21 protein-coding genes and 1 riboswitch are annotated in these 25787 nt (G+C 74.1%); of the genes, 15 read left to right on the forward strand and 6 right to left on the reverse strand.

Going from position 1 to position 25787, the window contains the following annotated elements:
- Positions 1 to 169: 169 nt before the first annotated feature.
- A riboswitch (cobalamin riboswitch) is annotated at positions 170 to 310 on the forward strand.
- Positions 311 to 413: 103 nt separating this feature from the next.
- Genes CCN44_RS00315 through cobI form a run of 7 tightly spaced genes read left to right on the forward strand, consistent with a single transcriptional unit; the run spans position 414 to position 11186 of the window.
- A complete protein-coding gene (locus tag CCN44_RS00315) occupies positions 414 to 1358 on the forward strand; it encodes a cobalamin biosynthesis protein (RefSeq protein WP_059248595.1) in 945 nt (314 codons plus the stop codon).
- Complete coding sequence (locus tag CCN44_RS00320) at positions 1355 to 2863, forward strand: cobyric acid synthase (RefSeq protein WP_059248596.1); 1509 nt, start codon at positions 1355 to 1357, stop codon at positions 2861 to 2863. Before CCN44_RS00315 ends, CCN44_RS00320 begins: the two co-directional genes overlap by 4 nt.
- A complete protein-coding gene (gene cobN, locus CCN44_RS00325; RefSeq protein ID WP_086696558.1) occupies positions 2860 to 6510 on the forward strand; it encodes a cobaltochelatase subunit CobN in 3651 nt (1216 codons plus the stop codon). Before CCN44_RS00320 ends, cobN begins: the two co-directional genes overlap by 4 nt.
- Positions 6507 to 8504, forward strand: coding sequence for a putative cobaltochelatase (locus tag CCN44_RS00330; RefSeq protein WP_086696559.1), 1998 nt, complete (start codon positions 6507 to 6509; stop codon positions 8502 to 8504). Before cobN ends, CCN44_RS00330 begins: the two co-directional genes overlap by 4 nt.
- Positions 8504 to 9112, forward strand: coding sequence for a cob(I)yrinic acid a,c-diamide adenosyltransferase (gene cobO / locus CCN44_RS00335; protein ID WP_059248599.1), 609 nt, complete (start codon positions 8504 to 8506; stop codon positions 9110 to 9112). The genes CCN44_RS00330 and cobO overlap by 1 nt, the downstream gene beginning before the upstream one ends.
- Positions 9109 to 10458: a cobyrinate a,c-diamide synthase gene (locus tag CCN44_RS00340; protein ID WP_086696570.1), complete on the forward strand. Its 1350-nt coding sequence runs from the start codon at positions 9109 to 9111 to the stop codon at positions 10456 to 10458. The genes cobO and CCN44_RS00340 overlap by 4 nt, the downstream gene beginning before the upstream one ends.
- Positions 10455 to 11186 carry a precorrin-2 C(20)-methyltransferase gene (cobI, locus tag CCN44_RS00345; protein WP_086696571.1) on the forward strand — a complete coding sequence of 244 codons (732 nt, stop codon included), beginning with the start codon at positions 10455 to 10457 and terminating at the stop codon, positions 11184 to 11186. Before CCN44_RS00340 ends, cobI begins: the two co-directional genes overlap by 4 nt.
- An 11-nt stretch (positions 11187 to 11197) precedes the next feature.
- On the opposite strand, the gene CCN44_RS00350 is transcribed toward cobI, so the two are convergent.
- On the reverse strand, positions 11198 to 11926 hold the full coding sequence (locus tag CCN44_RS00350; protein ID WP_059248601.1) for a ZIP family metal transporter: 729 nt from the start codon (positions 11924 to 11926) through the stop codon (positions 11198 to 11200).
- A gap of 82 nt (positions 11927 to 12008) precedes the next feature.
- Here CCN44_RS00350 and cobM point away from each other — a divergent pair, with 82 nt between their 5' ends.
- The 6 genes from cobM to cobC are packed head-to-tail and all read left to right on the forward strand — an operon-like array spanning position 12009 to position 18335.
- Positions 12009 to 12827 carry a precorrin-4 C(11)-methyltransferase gene (cobM, locus tag CCN44_RS00355; protein ID WP_059248602.1) on the forward strand — a complete coding sequence of 273 codons (819 nt, stop codon included), beginning with the start codon at positions 12009 to 12011 and terminating at the stop codon, positions 12825 to 12827.
- Complete coding sequence (cbiE, locus tag CCN44_RS00360; RefSeq protein ID WP_086696560.1) at positions 12824 to 14059, forward strand: precorrin-6y C5,15-methyltransferase (decarboxylating) subunit CbiE; 1236 nt, start codon at positions 12824 to 12826, stop codon at positions 14057 to 14059. The genes cobM and cbiE overlap by 4 nt, the downstream gene beginning before the upstream one ends.
- Positions 14056 to 15756 carry a precorrin-3B C(17)-methyltransferase gene (cobJ, locus tag CCN44_RS00365; RefSeq protein WP_086696561.1) on the forward strand — a complete coding sequence of 567 codons (1701 nt, stop codon included), beginning with the start codon at positions 14056 to 14058 and terminating at the stop codon, positions 15754 to 15756. Before cbiE ends, cobJ begins: the two co-directional genes overlap by 4 nt.
- Positions 15753 to 16340: a precorrin-8X methylmutase gene (locus tag CCN44_RS00370; RefSeq protein ID WP_059248605.1), complete on the forward strand. Its 588-nt coding sequence runs from the start codon at positions 15753 to 15755 to the stop codon at positions 16338 to 16340. The genes cobJ and CCN44_RS00370 overlap by 4 nt, the downstream gene beginning before the upstream one ends.
- Entirely contained in the window at positions 16337 to 17272 is a 936-nt protein-coding gene (locus tag CCN44_RS00375) for a sirohydrochlorin chelatase (RefSeq protein WP_059248606.1), read from the forward strand. The genes CCN44_RS00370 and CCN44_RS00375 overlap by 4 nt, the downstream gene beginning before the upstream one ends.
- On the forward strand, positions 17262 to 18335 hold the full coding sequence (gene cobC, locus CCN44_RS00380) for an Rv2231c family pyridoxal phosphate-dependent protein CobC (RefSeq protein ID WP_237481938.1): 1074 nt from the start codon (positions 17262 to 17264) through the stop codon (positions 18333 to 18335). The genes CCN44_RS00375 and cobC overlap by 11 nt, the downstream gene beginning before the upstream one ends.
- Positions 18336 to 19073: 738 nt before the next feature.
- Here the strand turns inward: cobC and CCN44_RS00385 are convergent.
- The 5 genes from CCN44_RS00385 to CCN44_RS00405 all read right to left on the reverse strand — a co-directional run bounded on the left by CCN44_RS00385 (position 19074) and on the right by CCN44_RS00405 (position 23700).
- On the reverse strand, positions 19074 to 19982 hold the full coding sequence (locus tag CCN44_RS00385; RefSeq protein WP_086696563.1) for an SCO1860 family LAETG-anchored protein: 909 nt from the start codon (positions 19980 to 19982) through the stop codon (positions 19074 to 19076).
- A 135-nt stretch (positions 19983 to 20117) separates the two neighbouring features.
- A complete protein-coding gene (locus tag CCN44_RS00390) occupies positions 20118 to 21209 on the reverse strand; it encodes an amidohydrolase family protein (RefSeq protein WP_086696564.1) in 1092 nt (363 codons plus the stop codon).
- A gap of 18 nt (positions 21210 to 21227) precedes the next feature.
- Complete coding sequence (locus tag CCN44_RS00395; protein ID WP_059248610.1) at positions 21228 to 22022, reverse strand: amino acid ABC transporter ATP-binding protein; 795 nt, start codon at positions 22020 to 22022, stop codon at positions 21228 to 21230.
- Positions 22019 to 22852, reverse strand: coding sequence for an amino acid ABC transporter permease (locus tag CCN44_RS00400; protein WP_059248611.1), 834 nt, complete (start codon positions 22850 to 22852; stop codon positions 22019 to 22021). Before CCN44_RS00400 ends, CCN44_RS00395 begins: the two co-directional genes overlap by 4 nt.
- Positions 22849 to 23700, reverse strand: coding sequence for a transporter substrate-binding domain-containing protein (locus CCN44_RS00405; protein ID WP_059248612.1), 852 nt, complete (start codon positions 23698 to 23700; stop codon positions 22849 to 22851). Before CCN44_RS00405 ends, CCN44_RS00400 begins: the two co-directional genes overlap by 4 nt.
- A 150-nt stretch (positions 23701 to 23850) precedes the next feature.
- On the opposite strand from CCN44_RS00405, the gene CCN44_RS00410 reads away from it, so the two are divergent.
- Together CCN44_RS00410 and ectA are read left to right on the forward strand one after the other, a co-directional pair.
- Positions 23851 to 24951, forward strand: a complete 1101-nt coding sequence (locus CCN44_RS00410; RefSeq protein ID WP_086696565.1) for a pyridoxal-phosphate-dependent aminotransferase family protein — start codon at positions 23851 to 23853, stop codon at positions 24949 to 24951.
- Positions 24952 to 25267: 316 nt separating this feature from the next.
- Positions 25268 to 25786 carry a diaminobutyrate acetyltransferase gene (gene ectA, locus CCN44_RS00415; protein ID WP_059248614.1) on the forward strand — a complete coding sequence of 173 codons (519 nt, stop codon included), beginning with the start codon at positions 25268 to 25270 and terminating at the stop codon, positions 25784 to 25786.
- The last annotated feature ends 1 nt before the right edge of the window (position 25787 follow it).

Below are 25787 nucleotides of genomic sequence, written 5' to 3' on the forward strand. Positions count from 1 at the left end.
GCGGCGGTGGCGTACGGCATCTACCTGATCGTGGCCAAGCCCTGACGGTCCCGGACCGTACCGACGGCCCTGCCGGGCCACCGCTTCGGCGGTGCCCGGCAGGGCCGTCGCGCGTGTGCGGTGTGGGCCTCAGCACAGTCCGGCGTCCCAGGTCAAAGGCAAGTTGACGGCCGTTCCGGGCGCGTGGTGGACTGCCCAGGCCAGTCACGGCGGCAGGAGAGGAAGCCGGTGCGAATCCGGCGCGGTCCCGCCACTGTCACCGGGGAAGAAACCCCGGGAGCCAGGAACTCTCACCGCCGATTCACGTCGAACCAGGGCGCGGACACCCTGAGTGAGGACACATATCGCCATGCTCGGCTGCCGTTCGAGGACCAGTACCAGGACCGTTCCTGCGCCCACGGCCGGCTGAGCCGATGGGTGCCGATCGCACGTACGCGTACGGCGCCGCCGCAGGCGTCCTCGGTGACCTGCTTCTCGGCGATCCCCGCCGCGGGCATCCGGTCGCCGCGTTCGGCCGCGCGGCCGGGGCCGTGGAAGGCGCGTTGTGGCACGACCACCGCGGCTGGGGCGCCCTGCACACCGCCGTGTGCGCCGGCGGCGCCGTCGCTCTGGGCGCGCTGGCCGCGCGCGCCGTACGCCCCTCCCCCGCCGCCTCCGTCGCGCTGACCGCCGCCGCCACCTGGGCCGTGGTCGGCGGCACCTCGCTCGCCCGGGAGGCCCGCGCCGTCGGGCGCGCCCTGGAGGCCGGGGACATCGAGGCCGCCCGGAACCGGCTGCCCCATCTGTGCGGCCGGGACCCACAGGCGCTGGACGCCGACGGCATCGCCCGGGCCGTGGTCGAGTCGGTCGCCGAGAACACCTCGGACGCCGTGGTCGGCGCTCTCGTCTGGGGCGCCGTGGCCGGGGTGCCGGGGCTCCTCGGGTTCCGGGCGGTCAACACCCTCGACGCGATGGTGGGTCACAAGTCGCCCCGGCTGCGCCGGTTCGGCTGGGCCTCCGCCCGCCTCGACGACGTCGCCGGCTGGCCGGGCGCCCGGCTGACCGCCGTGCTCGCCGCCGCGGCCGGGCCGGACCCGCGCGGGGCGCTGCGCGCCTGGAAGGCCGACGCGGGCAAGCACCCGAGCCCCAACGCCGGTCCCGTGGAGGCCGCCTTCGCGGGCGCCCTCGGCGTGCGCCTGGGCGGAACGCTCTCCTACGGCGGCCGGGTCGAGCACCGGCCCGTGCTCAACGGCGCCGCCGGACGGCCGGTGCGGGTCACCGACATCGACCGGGCCGTACGGCTCTCCCGCCGGGTCGGCCTGCTCGCCCTCGGCGGCACGCTCGCCGCACGCCGACTGCTGAAAGGACGCGGGAAGTGAACGGTGGTCTCCTCGTCGCCGGCACCACCTCCGACGCCGGCAAGAGCGTCGTGACGGCCGGGATCTGCCGCTGGCTGGTGCGCCAGGGCGTGAAGGTGGCGCCCTTCAAGGCGCAGAACATGTCGCTCAACTCGTTCGTCACGCGCGAGGGCGCGGAGATCGGGCGGGCGCAGGCCATGCAGGCCCAGGCCTGCCGGATCGAGCCGACCGCGCTGATGAACCCGGTGCTGCTCAAGCCCGGCGGCGAGCAGAGCAGCCAGGTGGTGCTGCTGGGCAAGCCGGTGGGCGAGCTGAGCGCGCGCGGCTACCACGGCGGGCGCCAGCAGCGGCTGCTCGGCACGGTGCTGGACTGCCTGGCCGAGTTGCGGGGCACGTATGACGCGGTGATCTGTGAGGGGGCGGGGAGTCCGGCCGAGATCAACCTGCGGCGGACCGACATCGTCAACATGGGCATCGCCCGCAACGCGCGGCTGCCCGTGCTGGTCGTCGGCGACATCGACCGCGGGGGCGTCTTCGCCTCCTTCTTCGGCACGGTGGCGCTGCTCTCCCGGGAGGACCAGGAGCTGGTCGCCGGCTTCCTGGTGAACAAGTTCCGCGGCGACGTCTCGCTGCTGGAGCCGGGCCTGGACATGCTGCACGGGCTGACCGGGCGGCACACGTACGGCGTGCTGCCCTTCCGGCACGGGCTCGGTATCGACGAGGAGGACGGGCTCCGCGTCTCGCTGCGCGGCACGGTCCGCGAGTCGACCGTGACTCCCCCGGTCGGCGAGGACGTGCTGCGGGTCGCCGTCTGCGCGATCCCGCTGATGTCCAACTTCACCGACGTGGACGCGCTGGCCGCCGAACCGGGCGTCGTGGTGCGGTTCGTGGACCGGCCGGAGGAGCTGGCGGACGCCGACCTGGTGGTGGTGCCGGGCACGCGCGGGACCGTACGGGCGCTGGAGTGGCTGCGGGAGCGCGGCCTCGCGGACGCGCTCGTACGACGGGCCGCCGAGCAGCGCCCCGTCCTCGGCATCTGCGGCGGCTTCCAGATCCTCGGCGAGCACATCGAGGACGAGGTCGAGAGCCGGCGCGGTCATGTCGACGGACTCGGCGTGCTGCCCGTCCGGGTGCGCTTCGCCCGCGAGAAGACCCTCACCCGGCCGGCGGGCGAAGCCCTCGGCGAGCGGGTCGAGGGGTACGAGATCCATCACGGAGTCGCCGAAGTCACCGGCGGCGATCCCTTCCTGGACGGCTGCCGGGTCGGCCAGACCTGGGGCACCCACTGGCACGGCTCGCTGGAGTCGGACGGCTTCCGGCGGGCCTTCCTGCGCGAGGTGGCCGCCGCCGCGGGCCGCCGCTTCGTGCCCGCGCCGGACACCTCCTTCGCCGCGCTGCGCGAGGAGCAGCTCGACCGGCTCGGCGACCTGATCGAACAGCACGCGGACACGGACGCGCTGTGGCGGCTCATCGAGTCCGGCGCGCCGCAAGGACTGCCTTTCATTCCACCGGGAGCGCCCGCATGAGCACAGTGTTGTTGTTGTCGACCGCCGACACGGATCTGCTGGCGGCCCGGGCCTCCGGCGCCGGCTACCGCATCGGCAACCCCACCCGCGTCGACGTCGCCGGGGAGCTGCCGGGTCTGATCGAGGGCGCGGACCTCGCCGTCGTCCGGCTGCTGGGCGGCAAGCGGGCCTGGGAGGACGGGCTGGCCGCGCTGAAGGCGTCCGGCATCCCGACCGTGCTGCTGGGCGGCGAGGCCGTGCCGGACGCCGAGCTGATGGCCGAGTCGTCCGTGCCCGCCGGTGTGGTCGCGGAGGCGCTGAAGTACCTGGTCGAGGGCGGCCCCGCGAACCTGCTGGAGCTGTCCCGGTTCCTGTCGGACACCGTGCTGCTGACCGGTGAGGGCTTCGAGGAGCCGCGCCGGATGCCGGAGTTCGGCGTGCACGGCGGGTACGAGGTCCGGGAGGGCCGGCCGACCGTGGGCGTGCTGTTCTACCGGGCGCACGAACTGAGCGGCAACACCGCCTTCGTGGACACCCTGTGCGCGGCCATCGAGGCGAAGGGCGCCAACGCCCTGCCGGTGTACTGCGGTTCGCTGCGCGGCGCGGACGCCGGGCTGTACAAGCTGCTGGGCCGGGCCGACGCGCTGGTGGCCACCGTGCTCGCGGCCGGCGGCACGCACGCCTCCCAGGCCTCGGCGGGCGGCGACGAGGAGGCCTGGGACATCGGCGCGCTCGCCGAGCTGAACGTCCCCGTGTTGCAGGGCCTGTGCCTGACCTCGTCGAAAAAGGCGTGGAACGAGTCGGACGCCGCCCTGTCCCCCATGGACGCCGCGATGCAGGTCGCGATCCCGGAGTTCGACGGCCGGCTGATCACCGTCCCGTTCTCCTTCAAGGAGCAGGGCCCCGACGACGTGCCGGTGTACGTCGCCGACCCCGAGCGGGCCGGCCGCGTGGCCGGGATCGCCGTCCGGCACGCCCGGCTGAAGCACAAGCCGAACGCCGAGAAGAAGATCGCCCTGGTCTTCACCGCGTACCCGACGAAGCACTCCCGGGTCGGCAACGCGGTCGGTCTGGACACGCCCGCGTCGGCGGTGCGGGTGCTGGACGCGCTGCGCGACGCGGGCTACGGCGTCACCGGCTACCCGGCCGGCGGCGACGAGCTGATCCACCGCCTCATCGAGGCCGGCGGCCACGACGTCGAGTGGCTGACCGAGGAGCAGCTGGCCGCCGCGCCGGCGCGGGTGCCGCTGGCCGACTACCGGGCGTGGTTCGAGAAGCTGGACCCCGGGCTGCGGGACGCGATGACCGAGGCGTGGGGCGAGCCGCCGGGGTCCCTCTACGTCGACGGGGACGACATCGTCCTCGCGTCGCTCCGGTTCGGGAACGTCGTCGTGATGATCCAGCCGCCGCGCGGCTTCGGCGAGAACCCGATCGCGATCTACCACGACCCGGACATGCCGCCGTCGCACCACTACATGGCGGCCTACCGCTGGCTGGAGAACAGCTTCGGCGCGGACGCGGTGGTGCACATGGGCAAGCACGGCACGATGGAGTGGCTGCCGGGCAAGGGTCTGGGCCTGAGCGCCGGCTGCGCGCCGGACGCCGTCCTCGGCGACCTCCCCCTGGTCTACCCCTTCATCGTCAACGACCCCGGTGAGGGCACCCAGGCCAAGCGGCGCGGGCACGCCACGGTCGTCGACCACCTGGTGCCGCCGATGGCCCGCGCGGACACCTACGGCGATCTCGCCAAGCTGGAGCAGCTGCTGGACGAGTACGCGCTCGTCTCCGACCTGGACCCGGCGAAGGCCCCGGCCGTCCGCGCCCAGATCTGGACGCTGGTCAAGGCCGCCGAGCTGCACCACGACCTGCACGTGGACGAGCAGCCGGACGACGACGAGTTCGACGAGTTCGTCATGCACATCGACGGCTACCTGTGCGAGATCAAGGACGTGCAGATCCGGGACGGCCTGCACATCCTCGGTGGCGGCCCGGTCGGCGAACCGCGCGTGAACCTCGTGCTGGCCGTGCTGCGCGCCTCGCAGGTGTGGGGCGGGCAGGCGAACGCGCTGCCGGGTCTGCGGGCCTCGCTGGCGGCCCATTTCGGGCTGGTGGAGAAGGAGTTGCTGGCCGAGCCGGGCGCCCCGGTGAAGGTGCCGGTGGAGCTGACGGACCTGGTCGAGGGGCCGTCCCGGACCGCCGCCGACACGATCGACCTGCTGGAGCAGCTGTGCCGGCGGATCGCGGAGGAGATGGAGGCCCGGGCCTGGGACCGCGCGGTCGTCCCGGCGGTGCTGCGGGGCGTGCTCGGCGCCGAACTCCCCGACGCCGTCGCGGTGCTGGAGTTCGCGTGCGCGGAGGTCGTGCCGCGGCTGGCGCGGACCACCGACGAGATCGGGCACATCCTGCGGGCCCTGGACGGCGGTTACGTCCCGGCGGGCCCGTCCGGGTCGCCGACCCGCGGCCTGGTCAACGTCCTGCCGACGGGCCGGAACTTCTACTCGGTCGACCCCAAGGCCATCCCGTCCCGGCTGAGCTGGGAGGTCGGGCAGTCGCTCGCGGACTCGCTGGTGCAGCGGTATCTGAGCGACACCGGGGAGTACCCGAAGTCCGTGGGCCTCACCGTGTGGGGCACGTCCGCGATGCGCACCCAGGGCGACGACATCGCCGAGATCCTGGCGCTGCTGGGCTGCCGCCCGGTGTGGGACGAGGCCTCGCGCCGGGTGACGGGGTTCGAGGTGATTCCCCTGGCCGAGCTGGGGCGGCCCCGTATCGACGTCACGGTCCGCATCTCCGGGTTCTTCCGGGACGCGTTCCCGCATGTGGTCGCTCTGATCGACGACGCGGTACGGGCGGTGGCGGAGCTGGACGAGCCGGCCGAGTCCAACTACGTGCGGGCGCACGTGGACGAGGACACCGCCGGGCACGGCGACCGGCGCCGGGCCACGGCCCGCATCTTCGGCTCCAAGCCGGGTGCGTACGGCGCCGGTCTGCTGCCGCTGATCGACGCCCGCAACTGGCGCAGCGACGCCGACCTCGCCGAGGTGTACGCGGTGTGGGGCGGCTACGCCTACGGGCGCGGGCTCGACGGGCGGGCGGCGCGCGGGGACATGGAGACCGCGTTCAAGCGGATCGCGGTGGCGGCGAAGAACGTCGACACCCGCGAGCACGACCTGGTCGACGCCGACGACTACTTCCAGTACCACGGCGGCATGGTCGCCATGGTCCGGCACCTGACGGGCGCCAACCCGGAGGCGTACGTCGGTGACAGCGCCGTACCGGACCAGGTGAAGACCCGCACGCTGGGCGAGGAGACGCACCGCGTCTTCCGCGCGCGGGTGGTGAACCCGCGCTGGATGGCGGCCATGCGCCGGCACGGCTACAAGGGCGCCTTCGAGATGGCGGCGACCGTGGACTACCTGTTCGGCTACGACGCCACGGCCGGCGTGGTCGACGACTGGATGTACGAGAAGCTGAGCGCGGAGTACGTCTTCGACCCGGAGAACCGGGACTTCATGAAGAAGTCCAACCCGTGGGCGCTGCGCGGCATCACCGAGCGCCTGCTGGAGGCGGCGGACCGGGGGCTGTGGGCGGAGCCGGACGCGGACACGCTGGAGCGGCTGCGCGCCACCTACCTGGAGCTGGAAGGCGACTTGGAGGGCGACCAGTGACCACCCCGTTCCCCTTTACGGCCGTTGTCGGTCAGGACGATCTGCGGCTCGCGCTGCTGCTGAACGCCGTGTCGCCGGCGGTCGGCGGTGTGCTGGTGCGCGGCGAGAAGGGCACCGCGAAGTCGACGGCGGTGCGGGCGCTGTCCGCGCTGCTGCCCGCGGTGGCCGTGGTGCCCGGGTGCCGGTTCTCTTGCGACCCGGCCGCCCCGGACCCGTCGTGCCCGGACGGGCCGCACGAGGCCGGCACCGGTACCGAGCGGCCCGCGCGGATGGTCGAGCTGCCCGTCGGTGCCTCCGAGGACCGGCTGGTCGGTGCCCTGGACATCGAGCGGGCGCTCGCGGAGGGCGTGAAGGCGTTCGAGCCGGGCCTGCTGGCCGACGCGCACCGCGGGATCCTGTACGTCGACGAGGTCAACCTCCTCCACGACCACCTGGTCGACCTGCTGCTGGACGCGGCGGCGATGGGCGCCTCGTACGTGGAGCGCGAGGGTGTGTCCGTGCGGCACGCGGCCCGCTTCCTGCTGGTCGGGACGATGAACCCCGAGGAGGGCGAGCTGCGGCCCCAGCTGCTCGACCGGTTCGGGCTGACCGTGGAGGTCGCGGCCTCGCGGGAGCCGGAGCAGCGGGTGGAGGTCGTCCGGCGCCGGCTGGCGTACGACGACGATCCCGCCGGGTTCGCCGCGCGCTGGGCCGACGAGGAGGCCGCCGTACGGCAGCGGATCGTCGCCGCGCGGGAGCTGCTGCCGCAGGTGCGGCTGGGCGACGGGGCGCTGCGGCAGATCGCGGCGACCTGTGCCGCCTTCGAGGTGGACGGCATGCGCGCCGACATCGTGATGGCACGGACCGCGACCGCGCTGGCCGCGTGGGCCGGGCGGACCGACGTGCTCGCCGAGGACGTGCGGCAGGCGGCGCTGCTCGCGCTGCCGCACCGGCGGCGGCGGAACCCGTTCGACGCGCCGGGCCTGGACGAGGACAAGCTGGACGAGACGCTGGAGCAGTTCTCCGGGGACGACGGGGACGGCGACGACGATCCCGGTCCGGACGGTCCCGGTGGGGGCGGCGGGCAGCCGGCGCCGGACGGCGGCCCGCAGGACGACGGCGGCAGCGCCGCTCGGCCCGAGGCCGGCGAGGACGGACAGCCGCAGGCGTCCGGCGCGGGCGAGCAGTCGGCCGTCCGGGCCGCCGAGCCGTTCCGGACCAGGGTGCTGAGCGTGCCCGGCATCGGCGAGGGCGCCGCCGGGCGGCGGTCCCGGGCCCGCACCGAGCACGGGCGGACCACCGGGGCCCGGCGGCCCCAGGGCGCGCTGACCAAGCTGCACCTGGCCGCGACCGTGCAGGCCGCCGCGCCGCACCAGCGGGCGCGGGGCCGGTCCGGGCCGGGGCTGGTGATCCGCCGGGACGATCTGCGGCAGGCGGCCCGGGAGGGGCGCGAGGGGAACCTCGTGCTGTTCGTCGTGGACGCCTCCGGTTCGATGGCCGCGCGGCAGCGGATGAGCGCCGTGAAGGGCGCCGTGCTGTCGCTGCTCCTGGACGCCTACCAGCGGCGGGACAAGGTGGGGTTGGTGACCTTCCGGGGGTCGGCCGCCGAGGTGGCGTTGCCGCCCACGTCGTCCGTCGACGCCGCCGCCGCGCGGCTGGAGTCGCTGCCGACCGGCGGGCGTACGCCGCTCGCCGCCGGGCTGCTCAAGGCGCACGAGGTGCTGCGGGTGGAGCGGCTGCGGGATCCGGCGCGGCGGGCGCTGCTGGTCGTGGTGACGGACGGGCGGGCCACCGGTGGCCCGGAGCCCGTGCTGCTCGCCTCCCGGGCCGCCGGGCTGTTCGCGGCCGAGGGGGTCGCCTCGGTGGTCGTGGACTGCGAGTCGGGGCCGGTGCGGCTCGGGCTGGCCGGGCAGCTGGCCGGGGATCTGGGCGGTACGGCGGTGACGCTGGACGAGCTGCGGGCGGACTCGATCGCCGGGCTGGTGAAGGGAATTCAGGGCAGGAGGGCCGCGTAATGCCGCAGGGACAGCCGAGTGTCGTACCGGACGACGGGCTGACGACCCGTCAGCGCCGCAACCGTCCGCTGGTCGTCGTGCACACGGGCGTCGGCAAGGGCAAGTCCACCGCCGCGTTCGGGCTCGCGCTGCGCGCCTGGAACCAGGGGTGGCCCATCGGGGTGTTCCAGTTCGTCAAGTCGGCGAAGTGGAAGGTCGGCGAGGAGAACGCGCTGCGCGTGCTCGGCGCCTCCGGGCAGGGCGGCACCGTCGACTGGCACAAGATGGGCGAGGGCTGGTCCTGGGTCCAGCGGGACATCCAGGGTGACAACTCGACCAACGAGGAGAAGGCCCGCGAGGGCTGGGAGCAGGTCAAGCGGGACCTGGCCGCCGAGACGTACCGGCTGTACGTGCTCGACGAGTTCGCCTACCCGATGCACTGGGGCTGGGTCGACACCGACGAGGTCGTCGACGTGCTGCGCAACCGGCCCGGCACCCAGCACGTGGTGATCACCGGGCGGAACGCGCCGGAGAAGCTGGTGGACTTCGCCGACCTCGTCACCGACATGTCCAAGGTCAAGCACCCCATGGACGTGGGCCAGAAGGGCCAGAAGGGCATCGAGTGGTGACGAGGTCGGTGCCTCGGCTGGTCGTCGCCGCGCCCTCCTCGGGCAGCGGCAAGACCACCGTGGCCACGGGGCTGATGGCCGCGTTCGCCGCGCGGGGGCTCGCCGTGTCCCCGCACAAGGTCGGGCCGGACTACATCGACCCCGGGTACCACGCCCTCGCGACCGGGCGGGTGGGGCGCAACCTGGACGCGTACCTGTGCGGGCCGGAGCTGGTCGCTCCGCTGTTCCTGCACGGGGCGCGGGGATGCGACATCGCCGTGGTCGAGGGAGTGATGGGGCTGTACGACGGGGCCGCCGGCGAAGGTGAGCTGGCGTCCACCGCGCAGGTCGCCAAGCTGCTGCGGGCACCGGTCGTGCTCGTCGTGGACGCGTCCTCGCAGTCGCGGTCGGTGGCGGCGCTGGTGCACGGGTTCGCGTCCTTTGACCCGCAGGTGCGGATCGGGGGCGTGATCCTGAACAAGGTCGCCTCGGACCGGCACGAGGAACTGCTCCGGGAGGCGCTGGACTCCTCCGGGGTGCCGGTGCTGGGTGCCTTGCGGCGGGTCGCCCAGGTGGACACGCCGTCCCGGCATCTGGGGCTGGTGCCCGTCGCCGAGAGACAGGCCGCCGCGGTCGGCGCGGTGGCGGAGATGGCCGCGCAGGTGGAGCGCGGGTGCGATCTGGAAGCCCTGCTCGGCCTGGCGCGGGGTGCCGGAACGCTGCCGGGTGCCGCGTGGGAACCGCCCGTCACCGCGGCGCCGAGGCGCGAGGTGGTCGCCGTCGCCGGCGGGTCCGCCTTCACCTTCTCCTACGCCGAGCACACCGAGCTGCTCACCGCCGCCGGAGCCGAGGTCGTCACCTTCGATCCGCTCCGGGACGAGCGGCTGCCCGAGGGAACGGCCGGGTTGGTCGTCGGGGGCGGTTTCCCCGAGGTGTACGCCCAGGAGCTGTCCGCCAACGAGCCCCTGCGCAGGGCCGTCGCCGAACTGGCCCTCTCCGGTGCCCCCGTGGCCGCCGAGTGTGCCGGGCTGCTCTACCTCTGCCGCGAGCTGGACGGGCAGCCCATGTGCGGGGTGCTCGACGCCACCGCCCGGATGTCGGATCGGCTGACCCTCGGCTACCGGGACGCGGTGGCCGTCGGCGACAGTGTGCTGGCGCAGGCCGGGACGCGGATGCGGGGCCACGAGTTCCACCGCACCGTCGTGGAGCCGGGCGCCGGCGCCGCTCCCGCCTGGGGCGTACGGGCCCCGGTCCGCCGGGTCGAAGGTTTCGTGCAGCGGGGCGTGCACGCGAGTTATCTGCACACGCACTGGGCGTCCCGGCCCGGTGTCGCCCGTCGGTTCGTGGAGAGGTGCCGGACGTCATGAGCAGCAGGCTGGTCGGAGTGGGGGTCGGCCCCGGGGATCCGGAGCTGGTGACCGTCAAGGGGGTCAACGCGCTGCGTTCGGCCGATGTCGTCGTCGTACCGGTGATGGACACCGGGGAGCGGGGGCGGGCCGAGGCGACGGTGTTGCACTACGTGCCCGAGGAGAAGGTCGTCCGGGTGGTGTTCGCGCTGAACGAGCGGACCGACCGGGCACGGCGGGAGGCCGCCTGGGACGCGGCGGGCGAGCGGGTCGCCGGGCTGCTGGCCCGGCACGGGTCCGTCGCCTTCGCGACCATCGGCGACCCCAACGTGTACTCGACGTTCACCTATCTCGCGCAGACCCTCGCGGAGCTGGTGCCGGGCGTCGTCGTGGAGACCGTGCCCGGGATCACCGCCATGCAGGATCTCGCGGCGCGGTCCGGGGCGGTGCTGACCGAGGGCACCGAGCCGCTCGTCCTGGTGCCGGTGACGGCCGGGTCCACGGTGCTGAAGGAGGCCCTCGCCGGGCCGGGGACGGTCGTGGCGTACAAGTTCGGGCGGCAGGCCGCCGAGGTGGCTGAGGCGCTGCGGGAGACCGGGCGGATCGAGGACGCCGTGTGGGGGTCGGCGCTCGGTCTGCCGGAGGAGTCGATCCGGCCGGCCGCCGAGCTGGACGGGGCCGCGCTGCCGTACCTGTCGACGCTGATCGCGCCCGCGCGGCGCGACGGCGGGCGGGGCGGGAAGCTGTGAGACCGCCCGGGTCACCCCGTGACGCCCACCACCAGCCAGATGAACGCCGCGCCCGCGACCGTGCACAGCAGGGTCGACCGGGCGGGGTGCTCGTGGTGGGCCTCGGGGAGGATCTCGGCCGCGGCGAGGTACAGCAGTGCGCCGCCGAACAGGCCGAGATAGCCGCCGAGGACGCCCTCCGGGACGGTGAGGAACGTGGACGCGGTGGCTCCGGCGACGGGTGCGACGGCGTCCGCGAAGAGCATGGCGAGGGCCTTGCGGCGGGCGTTGCCGTACAGGCTGGTGAGGGTGAAGGTGTTGAAGCCGTCCGCGAAGTCGTGGGCGATGACGGCGAGCGCCACCGCGGTGCCCATGCCCTCGCCGACCTGGAAGGACGCGCCGATCGCCACCCCGTCCATCAGGCTGTGCCCCACCATCGCCGCGGCGGCCGTCAGGCCCACCTCGGGGGCTCTTCGCTTGTGCTCTTCGGCGCCGTGGGCGGCGCGGCGGGCCGCGAGCAGGCGTTCCACCAGATGGGCGAGGAGAAAGCCGGCCACGAACAGCAGGAGCGCGGCCGGGACGCCGTAGACCTCGGTGTCCGCCGCCCGCAGGGCCTCCGGCAGCAGGTCCAGGCCGACCACGCCCAGCATCAGCCCGCCGGCCAGGCCCAGCACCAGATGGCGGCGGTCGGTCACGCGCTGTGCCGTCCAGCCGCCGGCCAGCGTCATCAGGAACGCGCCGAGCGCCACGAAGACCGCCATAGGCCCTTGCTATCGGATCGACCCGCGTTCCCGCACGTCCGACAGCCACAACCGCAGTACTCGTAGGAGAGGACCGATTCCCATGGCCGATGCCACCACCGGCAAGGTGACCTTCGTCGGTGCCGGCCCCGGCGCCGCCGACCTGCTGACGTTCCGTGCCGCGCGGGCCATCGCCGAGGCCGACGTGGTGATCTGGGCCGCGAGCCTGGTCCAGGCGGAGGTCCTCGACCACGCGCGCGAGGGCGCCGAGATCCTGGACTCGGCGGCCATGCCGCTGGAGGACGTCGTCGCCGTGTACCGACGTGCGTTCGAAGAGGGGCTGAAGGTCGCCCGGATCCACTCCGGCGACCCCGCCCTGTGGGGCGGCACGCAGGAGCAGCTGGACCGCTGTGCGGAGATCGGCATCCCCACCGAGGTGGTGCCGGGCGTGTCCTCCTTCTCCGCCGTGGCCGCGCTCGCGCAGCGCGAGCTGACCATCCCGGAGGTCGCGCAGTCCGTGGTGCTGACCCGGCTGGGCGGCGGCAAGACGCCGATGCCGCCCGGCGAGGAGGTCCGCGAGTTCGCCCGCCACGGCACCACCATGGCGATCTTCCTGTCGGCGGCGCGCAGCGGGCAGCTGGTGCGGGAGCTGCTGGAGGGCGGCTACCCCACGACCACGCCGGTCGTGGTCGCGTACCAGGCGACCTGGCCGGAGGAGCTGGTCGTGCGGTGCACGATCGGCACGCTGGAGGAGACGGTCAAGGAGCACAAGCTCTGGAAGCACACCCTGTTCCTGGTCGGCCCGGCGCTGGACGCCCACGGCACGCGGTCGCACCTGTACCACCCGGGGCACTTCCACGGCTACCGGAAGGCCGACCCCCAGGCGCGGCGGGCGCTGCGCGAGCAGAGGGCGAAGAGTTGATCACGGTCGTCGGTACCGGGACCGGGGCGCCGGTGCCCGAGGACGTCCTCGCCGGGGCCGCGCTGGTGGTCGGCGGGCGGCGGCACCTGGACGCCGTACGGCTGCCCGGGGGCGCGGAGCGGGTGGTGCTCGGGCCGCTGGCGCCCGCCCTGGACACGATCGCCGGGTACGTCGGCAAGGAGCTGCCGGTCGTGGTGCTGGCCTCCGGCGACCCGGGGTTCTTCGGGATCGTGCGGGCGCTGGCCGAGCGGTTCGGGTCCGGGCTGCTGGACGTCCGGCCCGGAGTGTCCTCCGTGGCCGCCGCCTTCGCCCGGATCGGGCTGCCCTGGGACGACGCGGTCGTGGTCAGCGCGCACGGCCGGGAGCTGCGGACGGCGGTGAACGTGTGCCGGGCCCGGCCGAAGGTGGCCGTGCTGACCGGTCCGGGCGCCGGGCCGGCCGAGCTGGGCGCCGCGGTGCCGCCGGACCGGGTGCTCGTGGTGGCCCGTGCCCTCGGCGATCCGGAGCGGGAGCGGGTGGAGCGGGTGACGCCCGCCGAGGCGGCGGCCCGGGACTGGGGTACGGCGGTGAGCGTGGTGCTGTGCCTGGACGAGGCGCGGGCGCTCGGCGCGGTGCGGACGGTCGCCGGGGTGCCCGGGGCGCCGGCCCGCTGGGCGCTGGACGAGGGCGAGTTCGGTCACCGGGACTCGATGATCACCAAGTTCGAGGTGCGGGCGCTGGCCCTGGCCCGGCTGGGGCCGCGCCTGGGCGACCTGGTGTGGGACGTGGGCGCCGGGTCGGGCTCGGTCGCGGTGGAGTGCGCGCGGCTCGGCGCGGCCGTCGTCGCCGTCGAGAAGACCCCGGACGGGGTGGCGCGGATCCGCGCCAACGCGGACGCCCACGGCGTCGACGTGGACGTGGTGCACGGCTCGGCGCCGCAGGCGCTGGCCGCGCTGCCCGACGATCCGGACGCGGTGTTCGTCGGCGGCGGGGGCCGGGAGCTGCCCGCCATCGTGACCGCGTGTGCGCGGCGGGCCCGGCGGACGGTCGTCGTCGCCATGGCCGCGCTGGACCGGGTGCCGGCGGCGCGCGAGGCGCTGACGGCGGCCGGGTTCGGCTGCGAGGGGGTGCTGTTGCAGGCCTCGCGCCTGGCGCCGCTGCCCGGGGACGTGACCCGGCTGGCGGCCACCAATCCTGTGTTCCTGCTGTGGGGCGTGCGCACCCCGGCGTCTAGTGAAGGAGTAGTCCAGTGATCGGCCTCATGTCCGCCACCGCGGCGGGAGCGGCGGCGCGGGACCGGCTGGCCGCGGCCTGGCCGGAGCGTACGCGGGTGTACGAGGGCCCCGTCGGGGAGGCCGTACGGGCCGCGTTCGCCGAGTGCGAGCAGGTGGTGTGCTTCCTGGCGACGGGCGCGGTGGTACGGCTGCTCGCGCCGCTGCTCGCCGACAAGGCGGCCGACCCGGGCGTGGTCTGCGTGGACGAGGGCGGCCGGTTCGCGGTGTCGCTGCTCGGCGGGCACGGCGGCGGCGCCAACGAACTCGCCCGCGAGGTGGCCGCGGTGCTGGGCGCCGAGCCGGTGGTGACGACCGCGACGGACTCCGTCGGGCTGCCCGGTCTGGACACGCTCGGGCTGCCCTGCGAGGGCTCGGTCGCCGTGGTGTCCCGGGCGCTGCTGGACGGCGAACCGGTCGCGCTGGAGGCGGAGGTGGCGTGGCCGCTGCCGCCGCTGCCGGTCGCGCCGCAGGGGCCGTACACGATCCGGGTCACCGACCGGGACGTCCCGCCGGGCGAGCGGGAGGTGCTGCTGAGGCCGCCGTCGCTGGTGGTCGGGGTCGGCGCGTCGAAGGGGGCGTCGGCCGAGGAGATCCTCGCCCTGGTCGAGGGGGCGCTGCGGGAGGCGGGGCTGTCGCCGAAGTCGGTGGCCGAGCTGGCCACCGTGGACGCCAAGGCCCAGGAGCCGGGCATCGTGGCCGCCGCCGAGCGGCTCGGGGTGCCCGTGGTGGCGTACTCCGCCGCGGAACTGGCGGGCGTCGAGGTGCCCAACCCCTCGCAGGCGCCGCTCGCGGCTGTCGGCACCCCGTCGGTCGCCGAGGCCGCCGCCCTGCTGCGCGGCGGTGAACTCCTCGTGCCCAAGCGGAAGTCGGAGCGCGCCGACGGACAGCCGGCGATGGCGACCTGTGCCGTGGTGCGGCGGCCGGGGCGCGGGCGGCTCGCGGTGGTCGGGCTCGGACCGGGCGCCCGGGACCTGCTCACCCCGCGCGCGGCGGCCGAGCTGCGGCGGGCCTCGGTGCTGGTCGGCCTCGACCAGTACGTGGACCAGATCCGCGACCTGCTGCGGCCCGGCACCCGGGTGCTGGAGTCGGGGCTCGGCGCGGAGGAGGAGCGGGCCCGTACGGCGGTCGCGGAGGCCCGCAAGGGGCACGCGGTGGCGCTGATCGGCAGCGGGGACGCGGGCGTGTACGCCATGGCCTCCCCGGCGCTCGCGGAGGCGTCCGACGACATCGACGTGGTGGGGGTGCCCGGGGTGACGGCCGCGCTGGCCGCCGGGGCGATCCTGGGCGCGCCGCTGGGCCACGACCACGTGTCCATCAGCCTGTCCGACCTGCACACGCCGTGGGAGGTCATCGAGCGCCGGGTGCGGGCCGCGGCCGAGGCGGACCTCGTCGTCACCTTCTACAACCCCCGCTCCCGGGGCCGGGACTGGCAGCTGCCGAAGGCGCTCGCGATCCTCGCCGGGCACCGGGAGCCGGCCACGCCCGTCGGCGTCGTCCGCAACGCCTCCCGGCCGGACGAGTCGGCCCGGGTCACCACGCTCGCCGCACTGGACCCGGCGACGGTCGACATGATGACGGTCGTGACCGTGGGCAACACGGCGACCCGGGAGATCGCGGGGCGCATGGTGACGCCGCGCGGGTACCGCTGGCAGGCAGCGCAGGAGGAGACGGAGTGAACCGCGTCGTCCACCCGATCGAGGAGGAGTCCTACCGGCGGCTGCGCGCCCGCCTGGACACCTCGCACTTCCCGCCGCTGACCCGGGCGGTGGTGGAACGGGTCATCCACTCCGCCGCCGACCTGGAGTACGCGACCGACCTCGTCATGGACGAGGGCGAGCTGGAGCGGGCGCACGCGGCGCTGCACGCCGGGGCGCCGGTGGTCGTGGACGTCGAGATGGTGGCCGCCGGGATCACCCGGCGGGAGACCGTCTGCCGGCTCCGGGACGCCGTCGCCGGGCCGGGTCTGACCCGTTCCGCGCACGCCATCCGGCTCGCGTACGAGCAGGTCGGCCCCGGTGCCCTCTGGGTGATCGGCAACGCGCCGACCGCGCTGGAGGAGCTGCTGACCCTGGACGCCTCCCCCGCGCTCGTCATCGGCCTGCCCGTCGGCTTCGTCGGCGCGGTCGAGTCCAAGGCCGCGTTGCGCGAGAGCGGGCTGCCCGCCGTGAGCAACGTGTCCGAGAAGGGCGGGTCGGCGGTCGCGTCCGCCGCGCTCAACGCCCTGCTGTACCACCCCGTTTCGTCTGAGGAGACCTCGTGACCACCCCCCCTGCCCTGCTCATCGCCGGACACGGAACCCGTGACGACGCCGGAGCCGAGGCATTCCGTGACTTCGTCCGCGAGCTGGGCCGCCGCAACCCCGGGCTGCCCGTCGCCGGCGGCTTCATCGAGCTGTCCCCGCCGCCCCTGGGCGAGGCCGTCACCGAGCTGGTCGGGCAGGGCGTGCGCCGGTTCGCCGCGGTGCCGCTGATGCTGGTGTCCGCCGGGCACGCCAAGGGCGACATCCCGGCCGCGCTGGCCCGGGAGAAGGAGCGGCACCCGGGCATCTCGTACACCTACGGCCGTCCGCTGGGCCCGCACCCGGCGCTGCTGACCGTGCTGGAGCGGCGGCTGGACGAGGCGCTCGGCCGAACGGCCCGCACGCCCGAGGACCGCGCGGACGTCACCGTGCTGCTCGTCGGGCGCGGGTCCACCGACCCGGACGCCAACGCCGAGGTGTTCAAGGCGGCGCGGCTGCTGTGGGAGGGCCGTGGCTACGCCGGGGTGGAGACGGCGTTCGTGTCGCTGGCGGCGCCGGACGTGCCGAGCGGCCTGGACCGGTGCGCCGCGCTGGGCGCCAAGCGGATCGTCGTCCTCCCCTACTTCCTGTTCACCGGCATCCTGCCGGACCGGGTGCGGCAGCAGACCGAGGGCTGGGCCGCCGCGCACCCGGAGGTGGAGGTGCGGTCGGCCGACGTCATCGGGCCCGAGCCGGAGCTGCTGGACCTGGTGATGGAGCGGTACGAGGAGGCGGTCAAGGGTGATCTGCGCATGAACTGCGACTCGTGCGTGTACCGGATCGCGCTGCCGGGCTTCGAGGACAAGGTGGGGCTGCCGCAGCAGCCGCACTTCCACCCGGACGACGACGGCCACCATCACCACGGGCACGGGCACCACCACCACGGGGGGCACTCCCACAGCCATGCGCACTGAAGCGACCGGCGGCTCCGGGCACGACCTGCGGCACCACGGGGACGCCGAAGTGCGGGACGACGGGGCGGCGTTGGTCGACCTCGCCGTCAACGTCCGCGCGGACACGCCCCCGCCGTGGCTGCGGGAGGAGATCGCCGGCTCGCTGTCGTCCCTCGCGGCCTACCCGGACGGGCGGGCCGCGCGGGCGGCGGTGGCGGCGCGGCACGGACTGCCGGTGGAGCGGGTGCTGCTGACGGCGGGCGCGGCGGAGGCGTTCGTGCTGCTCGCCCGCGCGCTGGAGGTGCGCCGGCCGGTCGTGGTGCATCCGCAGTTCACGGAGCCGGAGGCCGCGTTGCGGGACGCCGGGCACGCCGTGGACCGGGTGCTGCTGCGGGAGGCGGACGGGTTCCGGCTGGATCCGGCGGCCGTGCCGGAGGACGCCGACCTGGTGGTGATCGGCAACCCCACCAATCCGACGTCGGTCCTGCATCCGGCGGAGACGATCGCCGGGCTGGCCCGTGCGGGGCGGACGCTGGTGGTGGACGAGGCGTTCATGGACGCGGTGCCCGGTGAGCGGGAGGCGCTGGCCGGGCGGACCGACGTGCCCGGCCTCGTCGTGCTGCGCAGCCTGACGAAGACCTGGGGGCTGGCCGGGCTGCGCATCGGGTACGTGCTAGCCGCACCCGGGGTGATCGCCGAGCTGGAGCGGGCCCAGCCGTTGTGGCCGGTGTCCACGCCGGCGCTGGCCGCGGCGCGGGCGTGTGTGGCGCCGCGGGCCCTCGCGGAGGCGGGGCACGCGGCGCACCGCATCGCCGGGGACCGGGCGCATCTGGTGGCCGGGCTGGCCCGGTTCGCGTCCCGCGGTGTCAGGGTGGTGGAGCCCGCGGAGGGCCCCTTCGTGCTGGTCCGCATGCCGGACGCGGCGCGGGTACGGCGACGGCTGCGGGACCTCGGCTACGCGGTGCGCCGTGGGGACACGTTTCCCGGGCTCGGCGAGGACTGGGTGCGGGTCGCCGTCCGCGACCGCACGACAGCGAACGCCTTCTTGCAGGCCCTGTCCACCGCCCTGCCGTCACCCGCCTGACAGCCTGCGGCACCGGCCCACCGTCGGCTGAGAGGCCGGGGCGGCCGACGCTCCGGCTGAGGGGCCGACGTGCCGGCGCACTGTCGGCCGCGGGGCCCTGGGGCGGGCCAGCGCTCCGGCAGAGAACCGACGCTCCGCACACCGTCGGCCGCAGCGCCCTGAGGCGGGCCAGCGCTCCGGCAGAGAACCGACGCGCCGCACACCGTCGGCTGCCGGGCCCTGGGCGGGCCGCCCCTCCGGCTGAGGGACCGACATGCCAGTGCACCGTCGGCCGCAGGGCCCTGGGACGGGTCGACCCTCCGCTGAGGGACCGACGTGCCAGTGCACTGTCGGCCGCGGGGCCCTGGGACGGGCCGGCGTTCCGGCGGAGAACCGACGCGCCGGCGCACAGTCGGCCGCAGCGCCCTGAGGCGGGCCAGCGCTCCGGCAGAGAACCAACGCACCGCACACCGTCGGCTGCCAGGCCCCGGGGCGGGCCGACCCTCCGCTGAGGGACCGACATGCCAGTGCACCGTCGGCCGCAGGGCCCTGGGACGGGCCGGCGTTCCGGCGGAGAACCGACGTGCCGCACGCTGTCGGCTGCCGGGCCCTGGGGCGGGCCGACGCTTCGGCGCCTGGAAGGCCCCGGGCAGGCGGAGCCGCGGGCGGGAAAACCACGCGCCCGTACCCCGACGGCCGCGCAGCCCCAGGCCGCTCCCTCCCCGGGGTGGCCCGTGGGACGGGGAGCGGCGGGAGTCGTCAGTGCTTTCTGCGGCGGGCCACCGTCGCCGCTCCGCCGCCGACCAGCAGCAGGGCCAGCGCGCCGCCGGCCAGGTACGGGGTGGCGGAGTCGCCGCCGGTCTCCGCGAGGTTGGCCTCGGCGGGCGCGCCCTGGGGGCGGGTGCCGGCGGCCGGGTCGTGGCTCGGCACCGGCTTGCCGGTGGGCGGGACCATCGGGGACTCGCAGGTGGCCTCGGCCAGCGTGACCGTGCCCTCGACCTCGGCCACGTTGAGCTTCAACGGGTTGACGGAGACCGTGAGTTCGAGGGCGGTCGCGGCGGCCGTACGGGTCGTGGTGCGCCGCTGGGAGAGGTCGAGGCGGACCTCGCCGACGCCGGGCACCTCGACCTCGGTGCGACCGCCGGCGGTCAGGGTGACGCGCTTGCCGAGGACGGTGACGGTGCCGAGGACGTCGGCGGAGGCGGTGGGCGCCGTGCCGACCGCGCAGGTCGCCCTGGCCGTGATCGTCTCGGCCTCGATGAGGGACAGCAGGGGCAGGCCGGGGAGGTGCAGCCGGGCGTGGGCGACCCGGACCGAGCCCTCGGCGCGCCGGGCGTTCACCGTGGCCCTGGCCTCGGCGACGTCCGCGCCGAGGACGGTGAACGGCTTGCCGCCGTTCACCCCGTCGAGCCGGGCGGACAGCGCGGTCCGGTCGGCGCTCCGCGGCGCGCGGACCTCGTTGAGGGTGACCGCGAGCGGGACGTTCACGGTTTTGTCGAGCAGGGACACGTCGAGCCCGGTGCGCAGGACGACGGCGGAGGCGCGGCCGTGGTCACCGGTCGCGTGCGCGGCGCCCGCGCCGAGGACCGCGGGCACCGCGGTGAGGGCGGTGACCGTGGCCAGGGCGGCGAGACGGCGTGCGGGCAGGCGGAAGCTGTTGCTGTTCAAGGCGGTGGGACCCCCAGAAGGAACATGCTTGGGACCCGTCAACCTTGTCCCCGGTGTGGGTGAACGGTCAGCGATCCGAGGTCACTTCACCCGAACGTGGATTTCCCGCTCACTCATTCGACAGGGTGGGCACGGCTACTCGACGACGCGCCCGTTCAGCACCACCCGCCGCGGCCCGGCCAGCACCCGAACGTCGGCCCGCGGGTCGGCCTCGTACACCACGAGGTCGGCCGGGGCGCCCTCCTCCAGGCCGGGCCGGCCGAGCCAGGCCCGGGCGCCCCAGCTCGTCGCCGACAGGGCCGCCACGGGCGGGATGCCGGCGGTGACCAGCTCGGCGACCTCCTCGGCGACCAGGCCGTGGGCCAGTGAGCCGCCGGCGTCCGTGCCGACGAAGACCGGGATGCCGGCGTCGTAGGCGGCGCGGACGGTGTCGTAGCGGCGTTCGTGCAGTCGGCGCATGTGGGCGGACCAGCGCGGGAACTTCTGCTCTCCGCCGTCGGCGAGCCGGGGGAAGGTGGCGATGTTGACGAGGGTGGGGACGATCGCGACGCCCCGCTCGGCGAACAGCGGGATCAGGTCCTCGGTGAGGCCGGTCGCGTGCTCGATGCAGTCGATGCCGGCCTCGACCAGGTCGCGCAGGGAGTTCTCGGCGAAGCAGTGGGCGGTGACGCGAGCGCCGAGCCGGTGGGCCTCGGCGATGGCCGCCTCCACCGCCTCGCGCGGCCAGCAGGGCGCCAGGTCGCCGAGGTCGCGGTCGATCCAGTCGCCGACCAGCTTGACCCAGCCGTCACCGCGCCGGGCCTCCTGGGCGACGTAGGCGACGAGGTCGTCCGGCTCGATCTCCCAGGCGTAGTTGCGGATGTAGCGGCGGGTGCGGGCGATGTGCCGGCCGGCCCGGATGATCTTCGGGAGGTCGTCCCGTTCGTCGATCCAGCGGGTGTCGGAGGGCGAGCCGGCGTCCCGGATCAGCAGGGTGCCCGCCTCGCGGTCGGTGAGCGCCTGCTTCTCGGCGGTCTCCGCGTCGACGGGGCCGTGCGCGTCGAGGCCGACATGGCAGTGCGCGTCGACCAGGCCGGGCAGCGCCCAGCCGGTGACAGTGGTGATGTCCCGGGCCCCGGCGGGGCGGTCGTAGGAGACGCGGCCCCCGACCACCCACAGCTCGTCACGGACGTCGTCCGGCCCCGCCAGGACCCGGCCCTTCACGTGCAGCACGGCACCATCGCTCATGCACTGCACCCTAACGACCTACGGCTCGGACTTCCCCACCTGGTCGGAGGTCTCCTCCTCCACCTCGGCCATCGCGGGGTCGAGCAGCCGGGACAGGAAGTGCCGGGTGCGCTCGTGCTGCGGGTCGCCGATCACCCGCTCGGGGCTGCCGTCCTCGACGATCACGCCGCCGTCCATGAAGACGACCCGGTCGGCGACCTCGCGGGCGAAGGTCATCTCGTGGGTGACGACCATCATCGTCATGCCCTCGCGGGCGAGCCGGCGCATGACGGCGAGGACGTCGCCGACCAGCTCGGGGTCGAGCGCGGAGGTCGGCTCGTCGAAGAGCATCACCTCGGGGCCCATGGCGAGCGCGCGGGCGATGGCGACGCGCTGCTGCTGGCCGCCGGAGAGGGAGGACGGGTAGGCGTCCGCCTTCTCGGCGAGGCCGACGCGGGCGAGGTTCTCGGCGGCGATCTTCGCGGCCGTCTCCTTGTCCCGCCGCAGCACCCGGCGCTGCGGCAGCGTCAGGTTCTCGGTGACGTTCAGGTGCGGGAAGAGGTTGAACTGCTGGAAGACCATGCCGATACGGCGGCGTACGGCGTCGATGTCGACGTCGGGGTCGGTCACCTCGGTGCCGCCGACGAAGACCTGGCCCTTGGTGGGCTCCTCCAGCAGGTTCACGCAGCGCAGCAGCGTCGACTTGCCGGAGCCGGAGGGGCCGATGACGCAGACGACCTCGCCCTGGCCGATCTCCAGGTCGATGCCGCGCAGCACCTCGTTGTCGCCGAAGGACTTGTGCAGTCCGCGGACCTCGATCTCGGGGCGGGTCACCGGATCGCCTCCTGGGCCTTGGATTCCATACGGCGGACGACGAAGCTCAGCGGGATGGTGACCAGCAGGTAGCACAGGCCCGCGACCAGGATCGGCGTGGAGTTGGCGGTCGTACTGGCGAGGTCGCGGCCGAACTTGGACAGCTCCCGCTCCTCCAGGGTGACGCCGAGGAACAGCACCAGCGAGGAGTCCTTGAAGAGCAGGACGAGTTCGTTGGTGAGCGGCGGCAGGATGATCCGGAAGGCCTGCGGGACGATGATCGAGACCATCGCCTTCGCCGGCGAGAAGCCGAGCGAACGCGCCGCTTCCATCTGCCCCTTGGGCACCGCCTGGATGCCTGCGCGGATGGTCTCCGCCATGTACGCGGCCGAGACCAGGCCGAGCGCGAGGGCGACCTTGCCGTAGGTGCCGCCCGGGATCTCCGTGCCCGGGAAGGCGAGCGGGACGGCCACGCCGACGAAGATGAAGATCAGCAGGGCGGGCAGGCCGCGGAAGATCTCGATGTAGACGCCCGCCAGCCAGCGGTACGGCCCCACCGAGGACAGCCGCATCAGCGCGATGACCATGCCGAGGACGAGGCCGACGACGAAGCCGGACAGCGTGTACAGCACGGTGTTCTTCAGCGCCAGCGTGATGACGTCCGGGAACATCTGCCGGGCGAGGTCGGCCTGGGCGAACTGGTTCTGCAGCCGGTCCCAGTCGGCCGTGACCGCGAAGGCGATCACGGCGGCGACGAAGACGGCGTACTGCACGCCCCGCGACAGGCTGCGCTTCTGGCGCCGGGTCAGCCCCTTCTTCTTCGGCTGGAGGGTTGTGTCCGTGTCGGTCATGAGGCGGCGGGAGAGGCGACGGAGGCGTCGTACGGGCCGATCCACTGCTCGTAGATCTTCTTGTAGGTGCCGTCGGCCTTGGCGGTCTTGAGCGCCTTGTTGATGGCGTCGAGCAGCGCCTTGTTGCCCTTCTTCACGGTGAAGCCGTACTGCTCACCGGTCTTGAGGTTGTCGACCACCTTGAACTTGGCCGCGGTGGCCTTGTCCTTCAGCCAGCCCTGGACGACCGGGTAGTCGATGACGACGGCCTGGACCTGGCCGGTGCGCAGGCCGTTCAGGACGGCGTCGGAGGACTCGAAGGAGACCGGGTCGTAGCCCTTGGTCTTGGCGTAGTCCTCGCCGGTGGTCTGCGCCTGGGCGCCGAGCTTCTTGCCCTTGGCCTTGACGTCGGCGAGCGAGCCGATCCCGCTGTCCTTGTCGACCAGGACGGCCTGGGTGGCCTCGAAGTACGGGTCGGAGAAGTCGACGTTCTTCTTGCGCTCGTCGGTGATGGTCATACCGGCGGCGGCCAGGTCGCACTCGCCGGAGTTCAGGAAGGCGCCGGTCTTGAAGTTCTCGAAGGGCGTGTCGCGGATCTGCTGCTTGACGCCGAGGTCCTCGGCGACCAAGTCGATCAGGGAGACGTCGAAGCCCTGCACCTTGCCGTCGACCTCCGACTGGAACGGCGGGTAGGGCAGGTGGGTGCAGGTGGTCAGCTGACCGGCCTTGGCCAGGTGGACGCCCTTGACCGTGGTCTTGCCGCTCCCCCCGTTGTCGTCCGAGGAGCAGCCGGCCGCGACGAGCACGAGTGCGGCGGTCGCGGTGGTGGCGGCCAGAAGGCGGGTCCGGCGCCCTACGAGCGTTTTCATGGGGAGATCTCCTGTGGTGGAACTGTGGCTTCCGATTATAAGGAAGGGTTTGAGTCTCTCAAATCAAACCCATGGTTACGAAGCCTTTCGACCTAAGATCGGTGAAGTCGACCCGCCCAGAGCGAATCCGAGAGCGAAGAGAGCACCGCCGTGACCCACCCCTTCCTCGACCTGCCCCCGCTGAGTGCCGAGCGCTTCGCCGCCATCGAGGACGGGGTGGCCCGGCTGCTGGACACCCGGCAGGACGTCCTGATCACCCAGGGCGAGGCGCTGCTCCCGCTGGAGGGCGCGATCCGCGCGGCGGCCGGTCCGGGCACCGTGGCCCTGAACGTGATCACGGGCCCGTACGGCCAGACCTTCGGCAACTGGCTGCGGGACGCCGGCGCCACGGTGCACGACCTGTCGGTCCCCTTCCACACGGCGGCGACCGCCGAGCAGATCCGGCAGGCCTTCGCCGAACACCCGGAGATCGACTTCGTGTCGCTGGTGCACGCCGAGGCGGCGACCGGCAACACCAACCCGGTCGCCGAGATCGGCGAGGCGGTGCGGGCCCAGGGCGCCCTCTTCTACCTGGACGCGGTGGCCTCCGTGGGCGCGGAGCCGGTGCTGCCGGACGCGTGGGGCGTGGACCTGTGCGTGATCGGGGCGCAGAAGGCGATGGGCGGCCCGGCGGGCGTGTCGGCGATCTCGGTGAGCGAGCGGGCGTGGACCCGGATGGCCGCCAACCCGAACGCCCCGCGCCGCTCCTACCTGTCCCTGCTGGACTGGAAGGAGCGCTGGATCGACGCCGGCCGGACGGCGCTGCCGCATGCTCCGGCCCAGCTGGAGATGCTGGCGCTGGAGGCGTGCCTGGAGCGGATCGAGTCGGCCGGCCTGCAGACGGTGATGGCCCGGCACCGGCGCGCCGCGCTGGCCACGCGGGCCGGTGCGGTGGCGCTGGGCGGGGGCCTGGAGCCGTATGTGTACGAGGAGCGGGACGCGGCCCCGGTCGCCACGACCCTGCGGGTGCCGTCGGGGGTGGCGGCCTCGGACCTGGTGGCCCGCGCGCTGGCGACGGACCCGACGCTGCCGCTGGCGGCCGGCGGCGGCGCCCTGGCCAAGGAGATGATCCGCGTCAACCACTACGGCCCCGACGCGACCCCGGGCGCGGTGCAGAACTCCCTGGCCGCCCTGGGCGCCGCGCTCGCGGAGCAGGGGCTGCCGGTGGACCCGGCCGCCGCCCGCCGGGCCGCGGAGCTGGCCTGGGGGTAGTCAGCCCGGAACGCACGGAAAACGGCCCGCGCACCTCACGCGGGCCGTTTTCACATCCTGAATTCCAATTACTTTCACAATCTCCGCCAATTTACCGGACGATAGCTTCCCATCTTCTTCTGCCCGCTTTTTGCAGAGCTAAACAAGGGACTTTGCGGACGGATTTCCGGGGGCTTTCGTGCTGTGACACACTCCACAGCGAGCACGCTTTGTCCCGATATTTCACGGGGCATTCCGGACATATCGCCTGGGCGACGAGTGGCCCCCGTGATCACTCCCGTGCATTTTCGAATTCGCCTCGCTAAATTCGTGCCGCATGACTGCCGCACCCGCAGACCTGCTCATCGAACGGCCGGCGACGACGGACGGAGCCGCGCTCTGGCGTCTCGCCAAGGAATCGAAGACCCTCGATCTGAACTCCTCCTACAGCTATGTGCTGTGGTGCCGGGACTTCGCCGGCACCTCGGCGGTGGCGCGCGGTGCGGGCGGGGAGCCGGTCGGCTTCGTCACCGGGTACCTGCGGCCGGACCGCCCCCGCACCCTGCTCGTCTGGCAGGTCGCCGTCGACCCCGCCCACCGGGGTCACGGCATCGCCGCCAAGCTGCTGGACGGGCTGACCGCCCGGCTCACCGCCGAACGCGGCATCACCGAGCTGGAGACCACCATCACGCCCGGCAACACCGCCTCCGAGCGGCTGTTCACCTCGTTCGCCGAGCGGCACGGCGCCGGGGTCAGCCGCGAGGTGCTGTTCCCCGCCGACCTGTTCCCGGACGGCCCGCACGACCCCGAAGTCCTCTACCGCATCGGCCCGCTGACCGAGTTCACCGCCCACTGAG

The organism is Streptomyces tricolor (genome assembly GCF_002155905.1).
Taxonomy (GTDB): Bacteria; Actinomycetota; Actinomycetes; order Streptomycetales; family Streptomycetaceae; genus Streptomyces; species Streptomyces tricolor.